Consider the following 19,102-nt stretch of genomic DNA (forward strand, 5'->3'; position numbering starts at 1 on the left):
TCCATTACAAAATCGATACCATATAAACTACAAGTAAAATATCTGTATACTTTATGATCCATCGTTTTGCGGGCAACAGGAGACCCCATGCTGGTCCTGCATCAGGTACACAAAACCTTCAGCACCCCGCAGGGGACATTGCCAGTCCTCAACGGTATCAACCTGACGCTCCAACAGGGCGATAGCCTGGCCTTGATGGGCGAATCGGGCAGTGGCAAATCCACGCTGCTGCATTTGGCGGCAGGCCTGGATCTGCCCAGTGACGGCGAGATCTGCATTGACGGTCATGCGCTCTCCTCCCTGGATGAGCCTGCTCGCGCCAGACTGCGTCGCCAGTCGCTGGGGCTCGTGTTTCAGCAGTTCCATCTGGTGCCCAGCCTGAGCGTCATCGATAACCTGCGACTCCAGGCGCGCCTGGCGGGCCGCGAGGACGCAGAATGGACTGCCCACCTGATGGCGCGTCTGGGGCTTTCCGGTCGCGAGACCTACTATCCCGAGCAGCTGTCGGGTGGTCAACAGCAGCGTCTGGCGATTGGTCGCGCGCTGGCCGCTCGTCCCCGCCTGTTGCTAGCGGATGAGCCCACCGGCAACCTGGACGAGCAAAGCGCGGATACGGTCCTCGGGCTATTGCTCGATCTGGTGAAAGAGACGCACTGTGCGTTATTGATGGTGACGCACAGCGCTCGCGTCGCGGCACCGCTCGACCGCCTGGTACACCTCCACCTGGGGCGCCTGGAGGATAACGCTTCATGATCCTGCGCGTGCTGGCGACATTACTGGCCCACTACCGGCGCCATCCAGGGCAGCTAGCCATGCTATTGCTGGGTCTGTGGGTCGCAAGCGCCCTGTGGAGCAGCGTCCAGGCCGTTAACGCCACCGCCAAGGACAGCTATGCCCGTGCCAATGCACTGTTCAGTGCCAACCTTGACGAGCTGTCGCGGCGCGATGGCCAACCACTCACCCGCGAGGACTACCTGAGACTGCGTCGAGAAGGCTTCCCCGTCTCTCCGATGCTGGAAGGCACCCTGGAAATCGATGGGGAACGCCTGACCATCGTCGGCATTGAGCCGCTCACCTTGCCAAGCAGCAACACGCTGGGCGCCAGCGGTGCCGCGTTAACGGCCTTTATCACGCCACCCTGGCAAACCCGGCTCGCTCCCGACACGCTCGACTTGCTGGGGCTTTCTCGACAGCAGGCGCCAGGCATGACACCTGCTGTCGATAGTGCTGGAGACAGAGCTGGAGATAGTGCTGGAGATAGTGCTGGAGATAGTGCTGGAGATAGCGGCCAGCGCCTTCCGCCACTGGCGCTGCGCACCGACCTTCCGCCGAACACCCTGGTGATGGACATCGCCGCAGCCGCCCTCTTGCTAGACCGCGATAACACCTTGAGCCAACTGGTCACCGCCCCGGGTGCGCTATCCACAGCGCCCGAAGGCTATCGGCTCACCCGCGCCGCTACACTGGCATCCCCAGAGCAGCTCACCGAAAGCTTCCATCTCAACCTCACCGCCCTGGCACTGCTGTCATTAGTCGTCGGCCTGTTTATCGTCCAGGCCGCACTGGGACTTGCCATGGAACAGCGCCTCACCACACTAAGAACGCTGCGCGCCCTGGGCGTCCCCGCCACCACGCTCGTCATGGCCATTCTGCTTGAATTGCTGGTATTCGGCGTCCTGGGCGCAGCGCTTGGGCTCGCCAGCGGCATTTGGCTGGCAGGCCAGCTACTCCCTGATGTCGCCACGACGCTGTCGTCACTTTATCAAGCCGACGTCAATCGCAGCCTGGTGCTGCCGTGGCACTACTGGGTGGGCAGCCTGGCGATTACCTTCGGCGGCCTGCTGCTGGCGGGCAGCGGTGTGCTTTGGCGGGCGGCTCGCCTCAATGTGTTGGCACTGGGCCAATCCCAGGCATGGCGACTAGCCTACCAGCGCCAGCTAAAACGCATGACACTGGGTGCCGCCGCGGTGGCCGTTCTCGCCTTGGGGTTAGTACTGTGGCTTAGTCTACTGCCGCCCGGCCAGGGTGTGCTGATAAGCTTTGGGTTTGTTGCCGCGCTACTGCTGAGCAGCGCGCTATGCCTGCCGCCGCTGATAAATGGGGTGCTCCATCTCCTGCAGCGATGGCTCCGCCGTCACCCGCTTGCCCACTGGGCGGTCGCCGATATTCAGCTACAGCTGCCGCGACTTTCCCTGGCCATGATGGCGTTGCTGATTGCGCTTGCCACCAACCTGGGCGTCAGCAGCATGGTCGGTGGCTTTCGCCTTACCTTCCTGGACTGGCTGGACCAACGGTTGGCCGCCCCGTTATATGTCAATGCCTCGCCATCGACCTTGGCACCCATGCTGGATTGGCTCGATGCGCGACCTGACGTTGCTGAAACACTGCCCACCGCTCGCGGCAGCGTCGACCTGCTGGCGATGGACGACGCACAAGAACAGGGTACCCGCAAGCGCATTGCGCTGTTCGGCATTACCCCTGCACCCACCATCACCGACCGCTGGCCGCTGCTTGATACAACCGAAGGAAGACCCACTGCATGGGCAGCGTTATCGGCGAATAGCGTGTTTATCAACGAGCAGATGGCCGTGGCACAACAACTCGTACCGGGTGACGCGGTCACGCTGGATACCCCGCAAGGGGCGAGGCCATTTGAGATTGCCGCGGTTTACCCTGACTACGGCAACCCACGCCAGCAGATCCTGGTACCCACCGAAGTGCTGATTCAGCGCTTCGGCGGCGAAGTTGCCTCGATAGGGCTGGTGGTCAACGACCGCGCCGACCGCCAGGCATTGCGACAGGCAATGACTGATCGCTTTGACGTATCCACGGAGGCGATGGTCGATCAACAGGAAATCAAACGGCTGGCGACGCAAATTTTCGAACGTACCTTTACCATCACCCGCGCATTGAACGGTCTCACCCTGGGCGTGGCGGCATTAGCGCTGCTCGCCACGTTGCTGGCCCAGGCGCGAGAACGACGGCGCCAGCTGGCTTCGCTATGGGCACTCGGCGTGCCGCGCAAAACGCTGACCTTCCTGCCGCTTTTTCAACTCGGCGGGCTGGCACTGTTTACCGGGGTGGTGGCGATTCCGCTGGGCATGGCCATCACCTGGACGCTCGTGGCAATCATCAACGCTGCGGCATTTGGCTGGCGGCTACCGCTCTACCTTTTCCCATGGGACATACTCATCACGCTGATCACCGCGTTGGGCGTGGCCTTGGCCGCCGCCGCCCTGCCATCAATTCAGCTGTGGCGTACCTCTCCCCAGGCGATGCTAAACCAGGGGGCCACATGAATTATTTCCGGTTATCGACTGCGCTCGTGGCGATGGCATGTGCCACCCTCATCGGCTGCCAGGAATCCCCTTCCGATGCGGCGCCCCAGGGGTTTGCGGGTCTGGGTGAAAACGCAGAGGAATTTGCTCAGGCGGATGCGTCCACGCCATTGAGCTTCCCCCAGGATCACGGGTCGCACCCCGACTACCGCATCGAATGGTGGTACCTGACCGCCAACCTTGAAGACGACAAGGGCGAGCCGCTCGGTCTTCAATGGACGCTGTTTCGCCAGGCGCTGACACCCCCTGACGAGCGCCCTGAGCCGTCGCCATGGGCAGCCGACCAGGTATGGATGGCGCACCTGGGGATTTCCCGGGGAGAAACGCACGTTGCCGCCGAGCGCTTTGCGCGCAGCCACAGTGAACACACCAATGGGCAGGCAGGCGCCGAAGCTGCGCCGTTTCAGGCCTGGATTGATGACTGGTTACTCGAAAGCCCGCCCGGCGCCAACTTCGAGGATTTTACGCTACAAGCCTACAGCGGTGAGGGCGCAGACCGGTTCGGTTACACGCTTACCCTCAGCGCTCAAGGCCCATTGGTCTGGCACGGAGAAAATGGGTTTAATGCGAAAACCGTCGAGGGTCAGGGATCACGCTACTACAGCCAGCCGTTTTTAAGCATCACCGGCCGTGTCACGCTCAACGGCGAAACCCGCGAGGTCAGCGGCCAAGGCTGGCTGGACCGCGAATGGAGCAGCCAATTGCTCTCCCAGGAACAAACCGGCTGGGACTGGTTTTCGCTGCACCTGGACGATGGGCGCAAGCTGATGGCCTATCGGTTAAGAGGCGGCGGCGAAGCCGGGGGCGACTATGTCTTTGCCCATTTAATCTCGGTGGATGGGCAGACCCAGCTCATCGGCGCCGACCGCGTCACGCTGACGCCGCTGGAAACCCAGACCGTAGCCAACCGAGACATCCCTACGCGCTGGTCGCTCACGCTGCCCGATGCTGGGTTACAACTTATCGTAGAGGCACGCCACCCCAATCGCTGGATGCCCACTTCGGTACCCTACTGGGAAGGCGATGTCGTGGTTCGCCAGGCAGAAACGCAGGAAAATGTTGGTGTCGGCTATTTGGAGATGACCGGGTATTGATCACACCAACGAGCGGATGAAACAAGCCGCCAAGCCATCCCATTGGCAATGTCTACGCTGTGGACACTTTGTAGACACCCACAAAAAAGCCGCCCTAGAAGGCGGCCTTTAAAATTCTATAACGTGCTATTTTTAAACCACTTTTAGTGGTGCCGACACCAGGAGTCGAACCCGGGACCTACTGATTACAAGTCAGTTGCTCTACCAACTGAGCTATGTCGGCTACACGTAAAGTCGACAATGGCTGGGGTACCAGGATTCGAACCTGGGAATGCCGCTACCAAAAAGCGGTGCCTTACCACTTGGCGATACCCCAGCAGTGTGGTGGCCAGAGACGGAATCGAACCGCCGACACGGGGATTTTCAATCCCCTGCTCTACCGACTGAGCTATCTGGCCGCTGCCAACGGTGCGTATTAAACAAGAATCTCGGCTTTTCGTCAACTCCTTTATAAAACTTTCCGTTTTGTCGGCAAGTTATGTGGCTTGTGTCGGCGGCACGTAACCTTCGGCCTGGTCGGTTTCCTGGTTATCGAAAAAGCGCTGCATCTGCTCCATCAGGTAGGCGCGAGCCTCGGGGTCTAACATGTTGAGGTGTTTTTCATTGATCAAGCGCGTTTGCAATGCCTGCCAGTCTTCCCAGGCCTGCTTGGAAACGGTTGCCTGGATTTCCTGGCCCTGCTTCCCCGGCAGGGGTGGAAATGGCAGGGCTTCCAGCTCTTGTTGATACTTGCGGCAAAATACGGTCTGCGGCATGAGATGGCTCCTAGACTTAGCGGCTACTCAGGGTCAAGCGTGCCCTGGCGTCGACGTCAGTGTGAAAGGGGTAAGTTGATTGATCAGCGACTTTACGGGGGCGGCCAGGCCGAGCTCAGCCGGTTGGCTGGGGTCGTACCAGACACCTCCTTCGCGCACGCCCTTCAGCCTATCGCAACTGACTGGCTGCGGGGTAATCGCCAGACGAAAATGGCTGAAGGTATGCTGAAAACAGGCCAGAGGTGGCAAACGCTCAGGCCCCAGCACATGGTCATCCAACCATGAGGCCAGTTGGCTTTGGCTGTCAAACTGCGGCAGGCTCCAAAGCCCACCCCAAAGCCCGCTTTCCGGACGTTGCTCAAGCCACACCCGTCCGTCTGGGTCGTAAAGCATCAACATGATGGTTTCCCGTGTGGGCAAGGGTTTCTTGGGCTTGGATTCAGGATAGCGCTTGGTCTCGCCTTGCGCGTAGGCCAGGCAGACATCATTGAAAGGACAATGCCCGCAAAGCGGGGTACTGCGCTTACATAGCGTGGCACCAAAATCCATCATGGCCTGGGTGTAATCCGCCACGCGGGAATCGGGCGTGTAGTAGTCAGCGAGGGCCCACAGTTTGCGTTCTACGGCAGGTTTACCCGGCCAGCCCGCCACCGCATGCAAGCGCGTCAGCGAACGCTTGACGTTGCCATCCAGGATAGCAGCACGCCGCCCGGTGCTCTGGGCGATAATCGCTCCCGCCGTCGAACGGCCGATGCCAGGCAGCGCCATGAGCCCCTCGACGCTGTCGGTGGGTAGTTCCCCGTTGTGGGCCTCAAGCGCCACTTGCGCGGCTTTATGCAGATTACGCGCTCGGGCGTAGTAACCTAGCCCGGTCCACAGGTGTAGCACTTCATCCTGAGGCGCCTCGGCCAGTGCCTCCAGCGTCGGAAAACGCGCCATAAAGCGCTCAAAATAGGCAATGACCGTGGCCACCTGGGTCTGTTGCAGCATGATTTCAGAGACCCAAACGCGGTAGGCGCTGCGCGGTGATTGCCAGGGCAGATCATGGCGACCGTAGCGGTCAAACCAGTCTAGCAAACGCTGTTGAAACACCTCAGCGGCCAGCCGCGGCGCGGGCATGTCCGTCATGCAAACTCCTTAATCAAGCATTGCGCTGATATAAAAAAACAGCGCCGATTCAAGACCGGCGCTGTTCGGGCTGATGGCCACTAATCAAATAAACGCTGCAGCCCCTCACGCAAGGCATTGCCACTGCCTTCACCCAGACGTTCGTCAAGTGAATCAAGCGATTCGCCCAGGCGTTCCTCAAGGGCTTTGCTTACCTGCCCACCGGCTTCTTCCTGAATGAGCTCGACAACAGCACCCTGAAAAGCATCACGATCAAAACGACACCACTCGCCACGGGCGTCGCTGATATGGCCCTCGCAACGCAATGGCAACGGCAGTGCTTCAAGACGGGGATTCACATCGCACGCGGCATCTGCGGTATCCACAAGCCCGGCATTGGCATGCGTATCAAACCGTTGGCTGGTGAGGTCGTATTCGCCCTCGCCCTTTACCTCGATCCCCGGCACGGTGATGATCAAATCGTCGCTGCGCACCACGCCGTCTCGAATCTGCAGCGTTGCGGCAAACTCATCGAAGGCGGTATCGCTTGACCAGTCACGCTGGACTTCCTCGCCTTCCAGCCGGGCAGCAAGCTCGCACATCTCTTGAGAGACATTAATGTCGAGAATGGCGCCCTCCGTTAACCGGGCCTTCAGGTCGCCATTCAGGTGGCGCAGCAATGCCTCGCGCTGATTACCGCGCGTTGTGAGATCTCCGCTCAGATTAAGTCGCCCCCTCAGCGGAGACGCCTCATCACCCTCGCTCAACGTCTCGATAAGCGGCGCTACCTGAACATTTTGCATGGTGGGTGAAAGCGCCCACTGCAGTTCATCCTGAGTGGCGTCTATGCGCCCGCTCGCGGTCAATTCGCCTTCGTAAAAGCCCGCTTCAAAATTGCTTAGCTGATGCAGCCCCTGATCGCCCTGCATCTGGAGGCGCGCATCGCTGAACGCCATGCCCGCCAGCTCAAGCGACTCGATATTCAGGCTGCCATTCACGCTTGACGACGCCAACCACGCCTGGGGCAGGAGCTCAGCCGGGCCGTCGGCAACGGCGGCCTTGATAACCTCCAAGCTTGCTTGCTGTTCGGTTTCTTGGCGCGGCAGATAACGGTCCAGGTTGAGCACGTCACCTTGAAGATCAAAGTCGACACGCGACCCGTCCAGTCGCGACGCGATATTGCCAGTAAAAGTACTGTCATCCACTACCAGCGAGAGGCTGGGTAGCGATACTTTCTGCAAGTCCCCTTCAATGGGGCTGGTCATGGCAACATCGCTGAGTGCCGCTTCACTTGCCGTCTCAAGCACCACACCCGACCGAGCCAACCACGGGCGCAAGGTGAATGGCGCGACGGTTAACTGACCTTGGTATTCCGGCGCATCGCGGAATTGCGACACGTTAAGGTGACCGCTGACACGCAGGTTATCAGGCCCGGTCAGTTGCAGTTCTTTTAACCGTGCGGTTTGCGCTTGCCAGTCTCCATCCAGACCAAACGCAAGCGCCAGCGCCAGCCCACCATCCCAGTTTTCCGGATGGCGAAGAGTGGTTTCCAGCTTTCCATCGCGAATGCTCAGTTGCTGCTCAGCGAGCCGGACAATGGCTTCAGTCGCTGATACGTCGAACTGCTGCGGTTCGCCTTCAGCCTCAAACCGTGTGCGCGTACTAAGTTGGGTGTTTTCCAGCACAAACTTCTGTTCTGACAAGCCAAGTTGCATGCGTGTTTCAAGGCCGATATCGCTTGATATATTGGGCGCTCGCTCCAATGCCTCAGCGTCCAGGTTATTGTGCTTGGTCAAGGTGAACATGGCCTTAAGCGGAAAGGCACGAACAGGATTGACGTTACTACCAGAGACATTCAGGTCTCGCACATGCCACAGCGCTTGGGCCTGCTCATCCCGGAAACGGATATTGGCCCCGCTGATATTGACATTGGCAATACTCAACACGACTTCCAGGCTGCCAGCATCCACGTTGGGACCCGCACTCGCTGGCGCCAGCACGGTTTCGGCTTCTTCGCTTTGCTCTACAAGCCTGTCCAGAAGCGGCTCCCAGTTGCCCTCGCCGTCGGCATTGCGCTGCAGATTTAAACGCACGCCGTTCAGGGTCAAGCCATCAACGGCTATTTCACCGCGTAACAAGGGCGCAAAAGCGACGCTGACCTCGGCACGGTCGACCGCCGCAAACGCCGTGTCTTCTTCATCTTGACTGGGAAGCCTGGCATTGGCCGCCTCTACGCTGACGCCAATACGCGGATAAAACGACCAGTTGATCGGTCCATCCAGATCCAGGTTCAGTCCTGTTTGTTCTTCGACCACGGCAGTGAGGCGAGGCTTAAAGTCCTCCGGGTCTAAAAATGTCGTTACGTACACGACAGCCGCGACAGCCACAATCGCCAAAATACCAATTGCAGCGAGTACAATGCGTAATAATTGTCTCATTACCCTTTCCTTGTGGGTTTAATTCAACGAGGGTCTAATTCAACAAAATCGCTGGTTACCGGGGCCTCTAAAGACGGCTTTTCAGTATTTGCGACAGGCCGGTACCCCAGTTTTGACAACAAGACGCGGTCGGCCAACGGTAGCGACGACGTGGCGATGCGCAAGACACGCCCATCCTGCTTGGCTTTTTCACCGAGTAACGCCATCAAACGGGACCCTACGCCCCGGCGCCGGGTAGTCTTGCGAACACACAAATCTGATAGCCACCAGGCACCGTCTTGACCCTGTTTGATCGCGACAGCCCCCAATAAGCGGTCATTGAAATGGGCGCAGCCGAAAAAATGCTGCTGCAAATGCTGCTCGATAAAAGGCTCGACCGTTTGGCTGGGCATTCGGTCCTGTGGCGCATCATAATAGATGCGTATCAGATCAAGGCGCACTTGCTCATCGGCTTGCCACCGGGCTTGGTCGACGTAATGCAGTGTCACCGGCATGGAGTATTCCTCTTCACCAACGCAGCAAGGCTGCTTTTTCTTCACAATGGAAGGCGGTTACCTTTTAAGCATTGTAGCGGATGGGGGCACCGATTCACTATAATGGCCGCTTTGCAGAAGGCTTTATCCTTCTCGCTCGGTGGTATGTTCATTTGGGCCATCGGCTTTCTTCTAGAGTGCGCAACAGCGCAGGAGTTGCATGATGTCAGCGCGAATCGCCACGGTAAGCCGTGACACCAACGAAACGCAGATCAGCGTCAGCGTCAACCTTGACGGCGAAGGTCACCTGTCTGGACAGTCCGGCGTACCGTTTCTCGATCACATGCTCGACCAGATAGCACGTCATGGCATGATAGACCTCGACATCAATGCCAAGGGCGACCTGCACATCGATGACCACCACACCGTTGAGGATTTGGGCATCACGCTTGGCCAGGCATTTGCCGAAGCCGTGGGCGACAAGCGCGGCATTTATCGCTACGGCCATGCCTATGTCCCGCTGGATGAAGCATTATCCCGTGTCGTGGTGGATTTCTCGGGTCGCCCCGGTTTGTATATGAAGGCAGACTTTACACGCGACACCATCGGCCACTTCGAAACCCAACTGGTTGCCGAGTTTTTCCAAGGATTCGTCAATCATGCACGTGTTACGTTGCACATCGATAACCTGAAGGGCCTGAACGCTCACCACCAGGTCGAGACCATTTTCAAAGCCTTCGGCCGGGCACTGCGCATGGCGGTTAGCGAAGATCCGCGCATGGCGGGGCAAATGCCCTCGACCAAGGGAAGCTTATAAGGAGCGCTTAATGACCATCGCTGTCATCGACTATGGCATGGGTAATCTGCACTCGGTCGCCAAGGCACTCGAGCATGTTACTCATGAAAACGTGGTCATTACCCGTGACCCACGACGCATTTTAGGGGCCACCCGGCTGGTCTTGCCTGGCCAGGGGGCGATCCGCGATTGCGTCGGCGAACTGGAGCGGACTGAACTACGCGGATTGGTCGACGACATCCTGACGCGCCAGGCCAAGCCGCTTTTGGGTATCTGCGTAGGCCAGCAGATGCTGTTGGAACGCAGTGACGAAAACGGTGGCGTTGATTGTCTGGGCTTTTTCCCTGGCAACGTGAAGCGCTTTCCCGCCACCATGCGCGACCAGCACGACCAGCGCTTGAAAGTGCCACATATGGGCTGGAACTTGTTACATCAGCGTCAGCCGCACCCGCTATGGGAAGGCATCGAGCAGCATGAACATTTCTACTTTGTGCATAGCTACTATGTGGAAGCGGCGGATGACGCTCACGTATTCGGTACAACGGACTATGGCAGTGTGAATGCTCATGTCGCCATCGGCCGCGACAGCACCTTCGCCGTGCAGTTTCACCCCGAGAAAAGTGCCCGCGCGGGTCTACGCCTGCTGGAAAACTTTGTCACCTGGACGCCTTAAGAGGTTTGGTTATGTTGGTAATTCCCGCGATTGATCTCAAAGACGGCCAGTGTGTCCGTTTGAAGCAAGGCCGAATGGACGATGCCACCTCCTATGGCGATGACCCCGTTGCCATGGCCGCCCGTTGGGTGGAAGCGGGGGCACGCCGCCTGCATCTGGTGGATTTGAACGGTGCGTTTGAAGGCAAGCCGGTCAATGGCGACGCAGTGACGGCCATTGCGCGGGCTTATCCGGACCTCCCCATTCAGATTGGCGGCGGCATCCGCTCGGCCGAGACCATTGAGCACTACCTCAAGGCAGGCGTTTCTTATGTCATCATCGGCACCAAAGCGGTGAAAGAGCCGGATTTCGTCACTGATATGTGCCGCGCTTTCCCGGGCCATATCATTGTCGGTCTCGATGCAAAGGAAGGCTTTGTGGCCACCGACGGCTGGGCAGAGGTCTCCACGCTCAAGGCCACCGATCTGGCCAAACGCTTCGCCGACGACGGTGTATCGAGCATTGTTTACACCGACATCGCCCGAGACGGCATGATGCAAGGCGTCAATATCGAGGCGACTGCGGAGCTTGCCCGAGAAGGCGGCCTACCGGTCATCGCCTCAGGTGGTGTGACTAATCTTGACGATATCCAAGCCCTTTGCAAGGTCGCTGATAGCGGCATCCTGGGCGCCATCACCGGACGCGCTATTTATGAAGGCAGCCTGGACCTTGCCGACGCCCAGCGCCTGAGCGATCAACTGACGGGAGGCCGTAAATGAGTCTCGCCAAACGCATTATTCCCTGCCTGGATGTCGATGCAGGCAGGGTGGTCAAAGGCGTGAATTTCGTGGGTATCCGCGATGCCGGTGACCCGGTGGAAATCGCCAAGCGCTACAACCAGCAGGGCGCCGATGAGATCACCTTTCTGGACATCACCGCGAGCCATGAAGACCGCGCCACCACGGTGGAAATGGTGGAGCGTATTGCGGGAGAAGTGTTTATTCCGCTTACCGTGGGCGGCGGTATCCGCAGCTGCGACGATATTCGCACCATGCTGAATGCCGGCGCCGATAAAGTCTCCATCAACACGGCAGCGGTCACCAACCCCGACTTCGTCTTTGAGGCGGCTGAGCGCTTCGGCAGTCAATGCATTGTGGTGGCCATTGATGCCAAAAAGGTATCCGGCGAGGGTGAACCGCCACGCTGGGAGATTTTCACCCACGGTGGACGCCGCCCGACAGGGCTGGATGCCATCGAGTGGGCAAAAAAGATGGTGGACCTCGGTGCAGGCGAGCTACTCCTCACCAGCATGGACCGCGACGGCACCAAGTCAGGCTTTGACCTGGGGGTGACCCACGCGATTGCAGAAGCGGTCAGCGTGCCGGTGATTGCGTCGGGCGGGGTAGGCAACTTGGACCACCTCGTTGACGGGGTACTGAAAGGCGGCGCTGACGCCGTCTTGGCCGCCAGCATTTTCCACTTCGGTGAATACACCATTCCTGAAGCGAAGCGTTACATGGCCGAACGCGGTATCGACATGCGCTTGTGACCCGCTCAAAGCCGTCGACTTGTCCGGCGGCGGCCAGCGTTATGCCTCGTCCAGCGATAATCCCAAGTTACTGACGCCGCCATTACGGCCAAGCTGGCGAATATCTTTCAGGGTGTCTTTGGTCAGCGGCTGCGACACTTCTTCTAAAACAGCGTCCTGGAAGTTATTTTCGTCTTCCGTCAATGGATGGTCACGGATGAGGAGCGCCAGCGCGTTGGCGTCTTCTTCGCCTTCGGTCAGCTCGATAAAGGCGCGTACCCCGGCGCGTGAGGTGCGGCTGACATCCAGCACGGCTTCCGGCGACTCGCCCTGCAGCGTATCCAGCAATGCCGATATCGACACGACCGCATCCAGAGCCCGACGCGCGCCAAAGCTTTCGTCGCCTTCGGGCGGCTCACATTCGGCCAGTTTTTCTGCCTGACGGGCAAAATCGATGCTCGCGCCGGGCACGCTGAGGCGCTCCCAGACCAGGTTGAGCACCGCCCGCAGCGTATGCCCATCGCCATGCCCGGTGGTCTGTTCATAAAGCGCATAGTTGGGCAGTAGTCGCTCACAGAGTGCGGCCATAAATGCTTGCTGAGCGGCTAGCGGCAACTGTTGTAGCCGTTGATAAAAGCCGGGGGGATTGGTGGACGCCATACGCTATTCCTGGATTGAGTGACTCAAGTTATTGGTGAACGCCGGACAATACGTTATCGTCGCCATCGTGTCGGCAGCCTCTGTTGGCAAATTGCCGCAAGGCCGGCGAGGAGATTACCATGCATATTCATCTGCTACAGCACGGCCCTGACCATGGACCCGCCCGATTAACCGACTGGCTAACCAGTATGGGGCACAGCTTCACCATTTTTCATCTCTATGATCATGAGTTGGTCCCACGCGCCAGCGATAGTGACGCCCTTATCGTTCTGGACGGGCCAGACCGCTTCATCGAACAGCCACCGGCCTGGTTCAAGGCCGAAAACAAGCTGATTAATCGCTATCTGGATGGCCAGAAGCCTTTACTGGGTATTGGCCTGGGAGCGTTATGGATCGCCGACGCGCTCGGCAGCGTGGTCGCCCTCGGCACCTACCCCGAATCAGGCTGGCACACCATCCACCTGGCACCGGAAAGTCCCATCGACCTGCCCGAGCAGTTCGATGCCTTCATGTGGCATCGCTATGTCTTCAGCCTGCCCGATGGTGCCTTACCCTGTGGGGGGAGCGAAGCGGCACCGCTTCAGGGCTTCAGTTGGGACGCAGGCCGCGTGGTCGGGCTGCTATGCCACCTTGAAGTCACTCAAGAAAGTATCGAGCCGCTATTGGCGCGCCATCCTCTCGAGGCAGAACGCCGCGACTTCCTGCAGACCGAGGCGGATATACGCCAGAGCCCCAAGCGCTTTGACACACTGGCGGCACTGCTTGACCGCTTGCTGAGTCAGTGGCTTCGCCCCGCATCGCTCTAACCATCTCGATTGCTTAGCGAGCAGTTGTCTGGTCGAGGCTCCATTGGCGGGCCGCCGCCAGGCAGCTTTCCCAGTCCCCCGCGTGGTATTCAGGTACACCAGCGTCACGCTGGCGTTCCAGATGATAGCGATACATGGGGTCGTAATATTCCGTGAGCAGCGGGGCTAGCCAAGCCTCGTGCGCTTGTGTATTGCCCTGCTCATGCGCCGTAAAAGCCAGTGCTTGCAGCCTCTGCAACCGCTGCAACCTCGCGTTGCCCAGTCGCTTCTTCAACCGCAACAAGGCGTTACTTAGCTGCCGACACATTCGCTGCCACCCTTCTTCAGGCCCGTAACGGAGCCGGTAGGCGTGCTCGAGATCGAGAATATAGTCGCGCCGCAGCTGCTCCAGACGCCAGTCCAGGGGCATCTCGACGCGTAAACGCGGCGCGTGTTCCATCGCACCCCAAAAGCTTAACGGCACATTCACTTCACCTATTTGCCGCGACTCGTCTTCCACCACCAGAGGACCGGGAAGCGCAAGCAAGCGCTTTGACAATCGGTGTTCAAAGTCGATCTGGCAAGGTGGAGGCTCAGGCGAACGACCAAAGGCGGAGCCTTTGTGCTTGGCAAAGCCTTCCAGATCGACGCCATTGGCTAAGCGATTGACCAGCACCGTTTTAGCGCAGCCCGTCAAACCGCCCACTATCAGCAGTGGCTGTTGAGCCGCCACGTCTATATGGGCGATCAGGCGTTGGCGCAGCGCTTTCCAGCCTCCCTCGATACGTGGCCTGACCACGCCTGACTCGGCAAGCCACTGCTGAACAATTTGCGAGCGCAAGCCACCTCGAAAACAGTAAATCACGGCTTCGGGGTGACGGGTCAAATAATCCCGCCAAGCTGCCATACGGGCCTCCTTGACGGCCCCGCTGACCAGCTCGTTGCCCAGTGCAATCGCCGCTTGCTGGCCCTGTTCCTTGTACGCAATGCCGACGCGGCGGCGTTCTTCATCTTCCATCAGTGGCAAGTTGACAGCACCGGGCAAGGCCCCCTTGGCAAACTCAACAGGCGCGCGTACATCAATCAATGGATGGCCCTGACGAATAAGCTGAAGATCGGCAGACACCGTTGGCAATATCACCCGATAACCTCAATCAGTGACTCGCCCTGGGGCTTTTTGAGCTTCCCAAACGGCTGCAACGTCAGCCCGAACGTACGTCCAATGCGTTCGACATCGTCTTCCCACGCCGGATCGACCGCCAGCAGCAAGCCACCTGAGGTTTGTGGATCACACAGCCATTGCCAGTGGGCTTCATCCATATCGGGTAGCGCACTGCCCAGCGCATCGCGATTGCGTTGCGTACCACCAGGCACCGCCCCTTGCCGACGATAGCTTTCCGCTTCAGCCAGGCGCGGCAAGCGACGAAAATCAATTTGTGCCATGACACCACTGGCTCGGCACATCTCGGACAGATGGCCAGCCAAGCCGAACCCGGTGACATCCGTCATGGCATTCACGCCTTTTATCTCAGCCAGCGGCACCCCAATACGATTCGATTGCAGCATGGTTTCGCGTGCCAACCCATGATGGCCCGCGGCTAGCAGGCCACGTTTTTCCGCCGTCGTGAGCATGCCAACGCCAATCGGTTTGGTAAGGAACAGCAGGTCACCGGGCTTGGCATGGGAATTTAGCTTCAATTTATCAAGCTCCACCAGGCCATTCACCGACAGCCCAAATATCGGCTCGGGCGCGTCGATGGAGTGGCCTCCCGCCAGAGACACGCCAAGTTCACGACAGACGGCCTGGGCCCCGGCCACCACATCACCGGCGACGTCGGCACTTAATTTATCCAGGGGCCAGCCCAGAATCCCCAACGCCATGACCGGGGTGCCGCCCATGGCGTAGACGTCGCTGATCGCATTGGTGGCGGCAATACGCCCAAAATCAAACGGATCGTCGACAATGGGCATAAAGAAATCAGTGGTGGCAATCATGCCGCGGCCGTCACCCAGGTCATAAACAGCCGCGTCTTCACGCCCCTGATTACCGACGACAAGCCGCTTATTCTTGGCCGCGGGACCTGCCTTGGCAAGAATATGATCCAAGACATCGGGCGCAATTTTGCAGCCACAGCCAGCACCATGACTGTATTGCGTTAATCGAATGGAACTCATGGTGTCTCTCCTTGGCTCATTGATATCAATTCAGTGTAACCCAATCGCAACCGGTTAGAGGGCATCGAGCGCATCGCTCAATTTATCCACGGCGATGACCTCCATCCCCTTTGGTGGCTGTTTCGGGGCGTTGGCGCGTGGCACAATGGCTCGCTGAAAGCCATGCTTTGCCGCCTCGGTAATCCGCTCCTGTCCGCTCGGCACCGGACGTATTTCGCCCGACAGGCCGACTTCACCAAACACCACCAGTTCTCGTGGTAAAGCACGGTTTTGCAGGCTGGAAACAACTGCCAAAAGCACGGCCAGGTCCGCGCTGGTTTCGAGTACCTTGACGCCCCCCACGACGTTTAAAAACACGTCCTGGTCGCCGGTAAACAAGCCGCCATGGCGGTTAAGAACAGCCAATAGCATGGCGAGTCGGTTCTGATCCACGCCCACCGCCACCCGCCGTGGATTACCCAGCGCCGACTCATCCACCAGCGCCTGCACTTCTACCAATATAGGTCGCGTGCCTTCCCAGACCACCATTACCAGGCTGCCCGGCGCTTGCTCTTCCTGCCGGGACAAGAAAATCGCACTGGGATTTTTGACCTCTTTCAAGCCCTGCTCGAGCATGGCGAACACGCCCAGTTCGTTGACAGCGCCAAAGCGGTTTTTCTGGCCGCGCAGGGTACGAAAACGGGAGTCGGCCCCACCTTCAAGTAACAGCGAGGCATCAATCATATGCTCAAGTACTTTCGGCCCTGCCAGCGTGCCATCTTTGGTGACATGCCCCACCAATAGCAGAACGGTATTCGTTTGCTTGGCAAAACGAGTGAGAGCCGCGGCCGACTCACGTACCTGGGCAACCCCACCCGGTGCCGAGGCGATATCTTCAAGGTGCATGGTCTGAATCGAATCGATCACCAGAACCTCGGGGTTTTCCCGTTCGGCTACTGCCAGAATGGTCTCCACACTGGTTTCCGCCAGCATCTTCAAGCCTTGGGTGGGGAGCTGCAGTCGATGGGCACGCATGGCCACCTGAGAAAGCGACTCCTCTCCCGTCACGTAGACGATACGTCGTTGCTGGGCCAGCTTGCAGGCGGTTTGCAGCAGTAGCGTCGACTTCCCTGCTCCAGGGTTACCACCCAACAACACCGCAGAACCTGGCACTAGGCCACCGCCCAGCACACGGTCAAATTCGGCAAAGGTCGACGTTAGCCTCGGGACTTCGCTGAGATCAACCTGGCCAAGGTCTACAATCTGTCGAGAGTGATCCCCCGCATAGCCTGCCCGCCCGGTGCCACCAGCTCCACTGCCGGGGCGGGCACTGGCCAGACGCACCTCGCTTAGCGTGTTCCATTCCTGGCAACTGGAACATTGCCCCTGCCATTTCCGGTATTCCGCACCGCATTCGGTGCAAACGAAAGCGCTTTTGGCTTTTGCCACCGCAGTGAGCCTCCATTTCATTCATTACATACACAAAAGGCGGCCAATGGCCGCCTTTACATGTGCAACATGTGCCGTTACTGGCGGGTAAGCTGCAGCGTTTCACCATTTTCAAAGCGACGACGCTCGGGGTCGATCAACTCCAAGGTGCTTTCATCGATGCGTAAAAAGTAATAGATCTGACCATCGCCGTTGGGCGTCAGCTCGTAAACAGTGGCATCGGGATTCGATGGTGTTCCACTGAGAACTTCCCAATTACCTTGATAGTTTTCATCCGGTGGATTTTGCGGATGGTTGCGATAGGACGCATTCAGCGTGAAGGTGCGTTCTTCTGCAGCACTCATTTCTTCACCCATCATGGTGACATCCAGATCGATACCGTCGCAGTTACGGCAAGGCAGTGAGCCCTGATAAGTCGCCTGTGCGGTCGCTTCCTCTTCTTGCGGCTGTTCCATTGGGCCGCTCGCGCAGCCAGCTAGAAGTGCCAACATAGCCGAACCGGCTAGCAAACTCCTGAGTTGCATTGGGTCTCTCCTTATCGTGTTGGACATTTTCTTTGTTACGCGCACTTGTGACAGCATAACGCCTACAAGGTGCGACGCCCACCCCTGAGAGCTGAATGCTTGCGCTCAGTTAGCCTTCAAGCGACCATGGGCTATCTTGCAAGGATAATCAGGTTACCCCCATGAGCCAATACTGGAGTCCGGCCGTTCGCGAACTTACGCCATACGTGCCCGGTGAGCAGCCACGTGAGCAGCTTGTAAAGCTCAATACCAATGAAAACCCTTACCCGCCTGCCCCTGGTGTCGGCAACGCGCTCCGCGATTATGCAACCGATCATCTGCGTCTCTATCCGGACCCAACCTCTACAGCGCTGCGTGAGGCGCTCGCCGAGACGTTTAAGGTAGCCAGCAGCCAGGTGTTTGTCGGTAATGGTTCCGATGAAGTGCTCGCCCTTGCCTTTCAGGCGTTTTTCCGCCATGGCGCGCCGCTAGACGTTCCCTCGATTACCTACAGCTTCTATCCCGTTTACGCCAATCTTTATGGCGTTGAGTTGCGTAAGCACCCACTCAATAAGCAGTGGGAAGTCGATATCGATGCGTTGACGGCGGAAACTCATCGAAGCGGCGTTATCTTTGCCAACCCGAATGCACCTACCGGCCACGCACACTCGCTGGAGGTCATTGAGTCGCTGCTTAACCGGGTCCCGGATCGTGTGGTATTGGTGGATGAAGCCTATGTCGATTTCGGCGCTGAGAGCGCTGTAGCGTTGATTGACCGCTACCCCAACCTGCTCGTTACCGGGACATTCTCCAAATCCCGCAGCCTGGCAGGCCTGCGCCTTGGCTATGCGGTAGGTTCGGAGGAATTGATTGATGGCTTGCTGCGGGTAAAGGATTCCTTTAACTCTTATCCCGTGGATAGTCTGGCCAGCCTGGTGGGCATCGCCGCACTGAAGGATGTCGAGCATTTTGAAGCCTGTCGCGAGCATGTGATTACCACCCGTGAGCGTACCCGTCAGCGCCTTGAAGTGCTGGGATTTGAGGTATTGCCCTCCAAGGCTAACTTTGTTCTTGCCCAGCACCCTGATTATGCAGGGGCTCAGATATTTGCTGACTTACGTGAACGCGGCATCCTGGTCCGTCATTTCAATACCCCGGAACTCAACAACTTCCTGCGCATCACCATCGGCACCGATGACGAGATGGACAGCTTGATTGAAGCGCTGGAAGTGATCTGCGGTTAATGACCAGCATCGTTTTTAAGGGCGGCGCAAGCCGCCTTTTCAATAGCGGTTTTCTTCCACGCACACAAAAACCCCCGAGCACGATGTGCTCGGGGGTTTCTGCGGTATAGGTGCCTGACGATGATC

General features: G+C 58.5%; 18 protein-coding genes and 3 tRNA genes. 9 read left to right on the forward strand and 12 right to left on the reverse strand.

Features of this window, described 5'->3' with window-relative positions:
* Positions 1 to 87: 87 nt before the first annotated feature.
* Genes R3F64_RS16520 through R3F64_RS16530 form a run of 3 tightly spaced genes read left to right on the forward strand, consistent with a single transcriptional unit; the run spans position 88 to position 4,432 of the window.
* Entirely contained in the window at positions 88 to 753 is a 666-nt protein-coding gene (locus R3F64_RS16520) for an ABC transporter ATP-binding protein (RefSeq protein ID WP_085919055.1), read from the forward strand.
* Complete coding sequence (locus R3F64_RS16525; protein ID WP_332612648.1) at positions 750 to 3,299, forward strand: ABC transporter permease; 2,550 nt, start codon at positions 750 to 752, stop codon at positions 3,297 to 3,299. Before R3F64_RS16520 ends, R3F64_RS16525 begins: the two co-directional genes overlap by 4 nt.
* Positions 3,296 to 4,432, forward strand: coding sequence for a lipocalin-like domain-containing protein (locus R3F64_RS16530; RefSeq protein ID WP_332612649.1), 1,137 nt, complete (start codon positions 3,296 to 3,298; stop codon positions 4,430 to 4,432). Before R3F64_RS16525 ends, R3F64_RS16530 begins: the two co-directional genes overlap by 4 nt.
* A 147-nt stretch (positions 4,433 to 4,579) precedes the next feature.
* Here the strand turns inward: R3F64_RS16530 and R3F64_RS16535 are convergent.
* The 7 genes from R3F64_RS16535 to R3F64_RS16565 all read right to left on the reverse strand — a co-directional run bounded on the left by R3F64_RS16535 (position 4,580) and on the right by R3F64_RS16565 (position 9,226).
* Positions 4,580 to 4,655 (reverse strand) — tRNA-Thr (locus R3F64_RS16535).
* A gap of 18 nt (positions 4,656 to 4,673) precedes the next feature.
* Positions 4,674 to 4,748 (reverse strand) — tRNA-Gln (locus R3F64_RS16540).
* A gap of 6 nt (positions 4,749 to 4,754) precedes the next feature.
* A tRNA-Phe gene (locus R3F64_RS16545) sits at positions 4,755 to 4,830 on the reverse strand.
* Between the two features lie 78 nt (positions 4,831 to 4,908).
* Positions 4,909 to 5,187 carry an oxidative damage protection protein gene (locus R3F64_RS16550; RefSeq protein ID WP_085919107.1) on the reverse strand — a complete coding sequence of 93 codons (279 nt, stop codon included), beginning with the start codon at positions 5,185 to 5,187 and terminating at the stop codon, positions 4,909 to 4,911.
* Between the two features lie 33 nt (positions 5,188 to 5,220).
* Positions 5,221 to 6,315, reverse strand: coding sequence for an A/G-specific adenine glycosylase (mutY, locus tag R3F64_RS16555; protein WP_332612651.1), 1,095 nt, complete (start codon positions 6,313 to 6,315; stop codon positions 5,221 to 5,223).
* Between the two features lie 80 nt (positions 6,316 to 6,395).
* On the reverse strand, positions 6,396 to 8,732 hold the full coding sequence (locus tag R3F64_RS16560) for an AsmA family protein (protein WP_332612653.1): 2,337 nt from the start codon (positions 8,730 to 8,732) through the stop codon (positions 6,396 to 6,398).
* Between the two features lie 23 nt (positions 8,733 to 8,755).
* Positions 8,756 to 9,226, reverse strand: coding sequence for a GNAT family N-acetyltransferase (locus R3F64_RS16565; RefSeq protein WP_085919110.1), 471 nt, complete (start codon positions 9,224 to 9,226; stop codon positions 8,756 to 8,758).
* A gap of 202 nt (positions 9,227 to 9,428) precedes the next feature.
* On the opposite strand from R3F64_RS16565, the gene hisB reads away from it, so the two are divergent.
* From hisB to hisF, 4 genes are read left to right on the forward strand one after another with little or no spacing between them, the layout of a single operon-like run.
* Positions 9,429 to 10,022 (forward strand): imidazoleglycerol-phosphate dehydratase HisB, encoded by a 594-nt coding sequence (hisB, locus tag R3F64_RS16570; protein WP_085919111.1) that lies wholly within the window; start codon positions 9,429 to 9,431, stop codon positions 10,020 to 10,022.
* A 10-nt stretch (positions 10,023 to 10,032) separates the two neighbouring features.
* Positions 10,033 to 10,674 (forward strand): imidazole glycerol phosphate synthase subunit HisH, encoded by a 642-nt coding sequence (gene hisH, locus R3F64_RS16575; RefSeq protein WP_066319841.1) that lies wholly within the window; start codon positions 10,033 to 10,035, stop codon positions 10,672 to 10,674.
* An 11-nt stretch (positions 10,675 to 10,685) separates the two neighbouring features.
* Positions 10,686 to 11,432, forward strand: a complete 747-nt coding sequence (hisA, locus tag R3F64_RS16580; protein ID WP_085919112.1) for a 1-(5-phosphoribosyl)-5-[(5-phosphoribosylamino)methylideneamino]imidazole-4-carboxamide isomerase — start codon at positions 10,686 to 10,688, stop codon at positions 11,430 to 11,432.
* A complete protein-coding gene (hisF, locus tag R3F64_RS16585; RefSeq protein ID WP_085919113.1) occupies positions 11,429 to 12,202 on the forward strand; it encodes an imidazole glycerol phosphate synthase subunit HisF in 774 nt (257 codons plus the stop codon). The genes hisA and hisF overlap by 4 nt, the downstream gene beginning before the upstream one ends.
* A 39-nt stretch (positions 12,203 to 12,241) precedes the next feature.
* Here hisF and R3F64_RS16590 read toward each other — a convergent pair whose 3' ends face one another.
* A complete protein-coding gene (locus R3F64_RS16590) occupies positions 12,242 to 12,841 on the reverse strand; it encodes a YjaG family protein (RefSeq protein WP_066319837.1) in 600 nt (199 codons plus the stop codon).
* Positions 12,842 to 12,960: 119 nt separating this feature from the next.
* On the opposite strand from R3F64_RS16590, the gene R3F64_RS16595 reads away from it, so the two are divergent.
* On the forward strand, positions 12,961 to 13,647 hold the full coding sequence (locus tag R3F64_RS16595; protein ID WP_332612657.1) for a type 1 glutamine amidotransferase: 687 nt from the start codon (positions 12,961 to 12,963) through the stop codon (positions 13,645 to 13,647).
* Between the two features lie 13 nt (positions 13,648 to 13,660).
* On the opposite strand, the gene mnmH is transcribed toward R3F64_RS16595, so the two are convergent.
* From mnmH to R3F64_RS16615, 4 genes are all read right to left on the reverse strand, one after another.
* A complete protein-coding gene (gene mnmH, locus R3F64_RS16600; RefSeq protein ID WP_199284537.1) occupies positions 13,661 to 14,767 on the reverse strand; it encodes a tRNA 2-selenouridine(34) synthase MnmH in 1,107 nt (368 codons plus the stop codon).
* Positions 14,764 to 15,801 (reverse strand): selenide, water dikinase SelD, encoded by a 1,038-nt coding sequence (gene selD, locus R3F64_RS16605; RefSeq protein WP_085919116.1) that lies wholly within the window; start codon positions 15,799 to 15,801, stop codon positions 14,764 to 14,766. The genes mnmH and selD overlap by 4 nt, the downstream gene beginning before the upstream one ends.
* Positions 15,802 to 15,855: 54 nt before the next feature.
* On the reverse strand, positions 15,856 to 17,229 hold the full coding sequence (gene radA / locus R3F64_RS16610; RefSeq protein WP_085919117.1) for a DNA repair protein RadA: 1,374 nt from the start codon (positions 17,227 to 17,229) through the stop codon (positions 15,856 to 15,858).
* 77 nt (positions 17,230 to 17,306) lie between these two features.
* A complete protein-coding gene (locus R3F64_RS16615) occupies positions 17,307 to 17,753 on the reverse strand; it encodes a copper resistance protein NlpE N-terminal domain-containing protein (RefSeq protein WP_085919118.1) in 447 nt (148 codons plus the stop codon).
* Positions 17,754 to 17,914: 161 nt separating this feature from the next.
* Here R3F64_RS16615 and hisC point away from each other — a divergent pair, with 161 nt between their 5' ends.
* Complete coding sequence (hisC, locus tag R3F64_RS16620; RefSeq protein WP_332612659.1) at positions 17,915 to 18,976, forward strand: histidinol-phosphate transaminase; 1,062 nt, start codon at positions 17,915 to 17,917, stop codon at positions 18,974 to 18,976.
* The last annotated feature ends 126 nt before the right edge of the window (positions 18,977 to 19,102 follow it).

It is taken from the genome of Halomonas sp. 5021, from assembly GCF_036663435.1.
In the GTDB taxonomy this organism is placed as follows: Bacteria; Pseudomonadota; Gammaproteobacteria; order Pseudomonadales; family Halomonadaceae; genus Vreelandella; species Vreelandella janggokensis.

Excerpts from the sequence above, each read along its gene's own strand:
- R3F64_RS16590 (WP_066319837.1), bottom strand. The coding sequence starts at position 12,841 with ATGGCGTCCACCAATCCCCCCGGCTTTTATCAACGGCTACAACAGTTG.
- hisH (WP_066319841.1), top strand. The coding sequence starts at position 10,033 with ATGACCATCGCTGTCATCGACTATGGCATGGGTAATCTGCACTCGGTC.
- hisC (WP_332612659.1), top strand. The coding sequence starts at position 17,915 with ATGAGCCAATACTGGAGTCCGGCCGTTCGCGAACTTACGCCATACGTG.
- R3F64_RS16615 (WP_085919118.1), bottom strand. The coding sequence starts at position 17,753 with ATGCAACTCAGGAGTTTGCTAGCCGGTTCGGCTATGTTGGCACTTCTA.
- hisB (WP_085919111.1), top strand. The coding sequence starts at position 9,429 with ATGTCAGCGCGAATCGCCACGGTAAGCCGTGACACCAACGAAACGCAG.
- hisF (WP_085919113.1), top strand. The coding sequence starts at position 11,429 with ATGAGTCTCGCCAAACGCATTATTCCCTGCCTGGATGTCGATGCAGGC.
- selD (WP_085919116.1), bottom strand. The coding sequence starts at position 15,801 with ATGAGTTCCATTCGATTAACGCAATACAGTCATGGTGCTGGCTGTGGC.
- R3F64_RS16595 (WP_332612657.1), top strand. The coding sequence starts at position 12,961 with ATGCATATTCATCTGCTACAGCACGGCCCTGACCATGGACCCGCCCGA.
- R3F64_RS16530 (WP_332612649.1), top strand. The coding sequence starts at position 3,296 with ATGAATTATTTCCGGTTATCGACTGCGCTCGTGGCGATGGCATGTGCC.
- R3F64_RS16520 (WP_085919055.1), top strand. The coding sequence starts at position 88 with ATGCTGGTCCTGCATCAGGTACACAAAACCTTCAGCACCCCGCAGGGG.
- mutY (WP_332612651.1), bottom strand. The coding sequence starts at position 6,315 with ATGACGGACATGCCCGCGCCGCGGCTGGCCGCTGAGGTGTTTCAACAG.
- R3F64_RS16525 (WP_332612648.1), top strand. The coding sequence starts at position 750 with ATGATCCTGCGCGTGCTGGCGACATTACTGGCCCACTACCGGCGCCAT.
- R3F64_RS16565 (WP_085919110.1), bottom strand. The coding sequence starts at position 9,226 with ATGCCGGTGACACTGCATTACGTCGACCAAGCCCGGTGGCAAGCCGAT.
- hisA (WP_085919112.1), top strand. The coding sequence starts at position 10,686 with ATGTTGGTAATTCCCGCGATTGATCTCAAAGACGGCCAGTGTGTCCGT.
- R3F64_RS16550 (WP_085919107.1), bottom strand. The coding sequence starts at position 5,187 with ATGCCGCAGACCGTATTTTGCCGCAAGTATCAACAAGAGCTGGAAGCC.
- R3F64_RS16560 (WP_332612653.1), bottom strand. The coding sequence starts at position 8,732 with ATGAGACAATTATTACGCATTGTACTCGCTGCAATTGGTATTTTGGCG.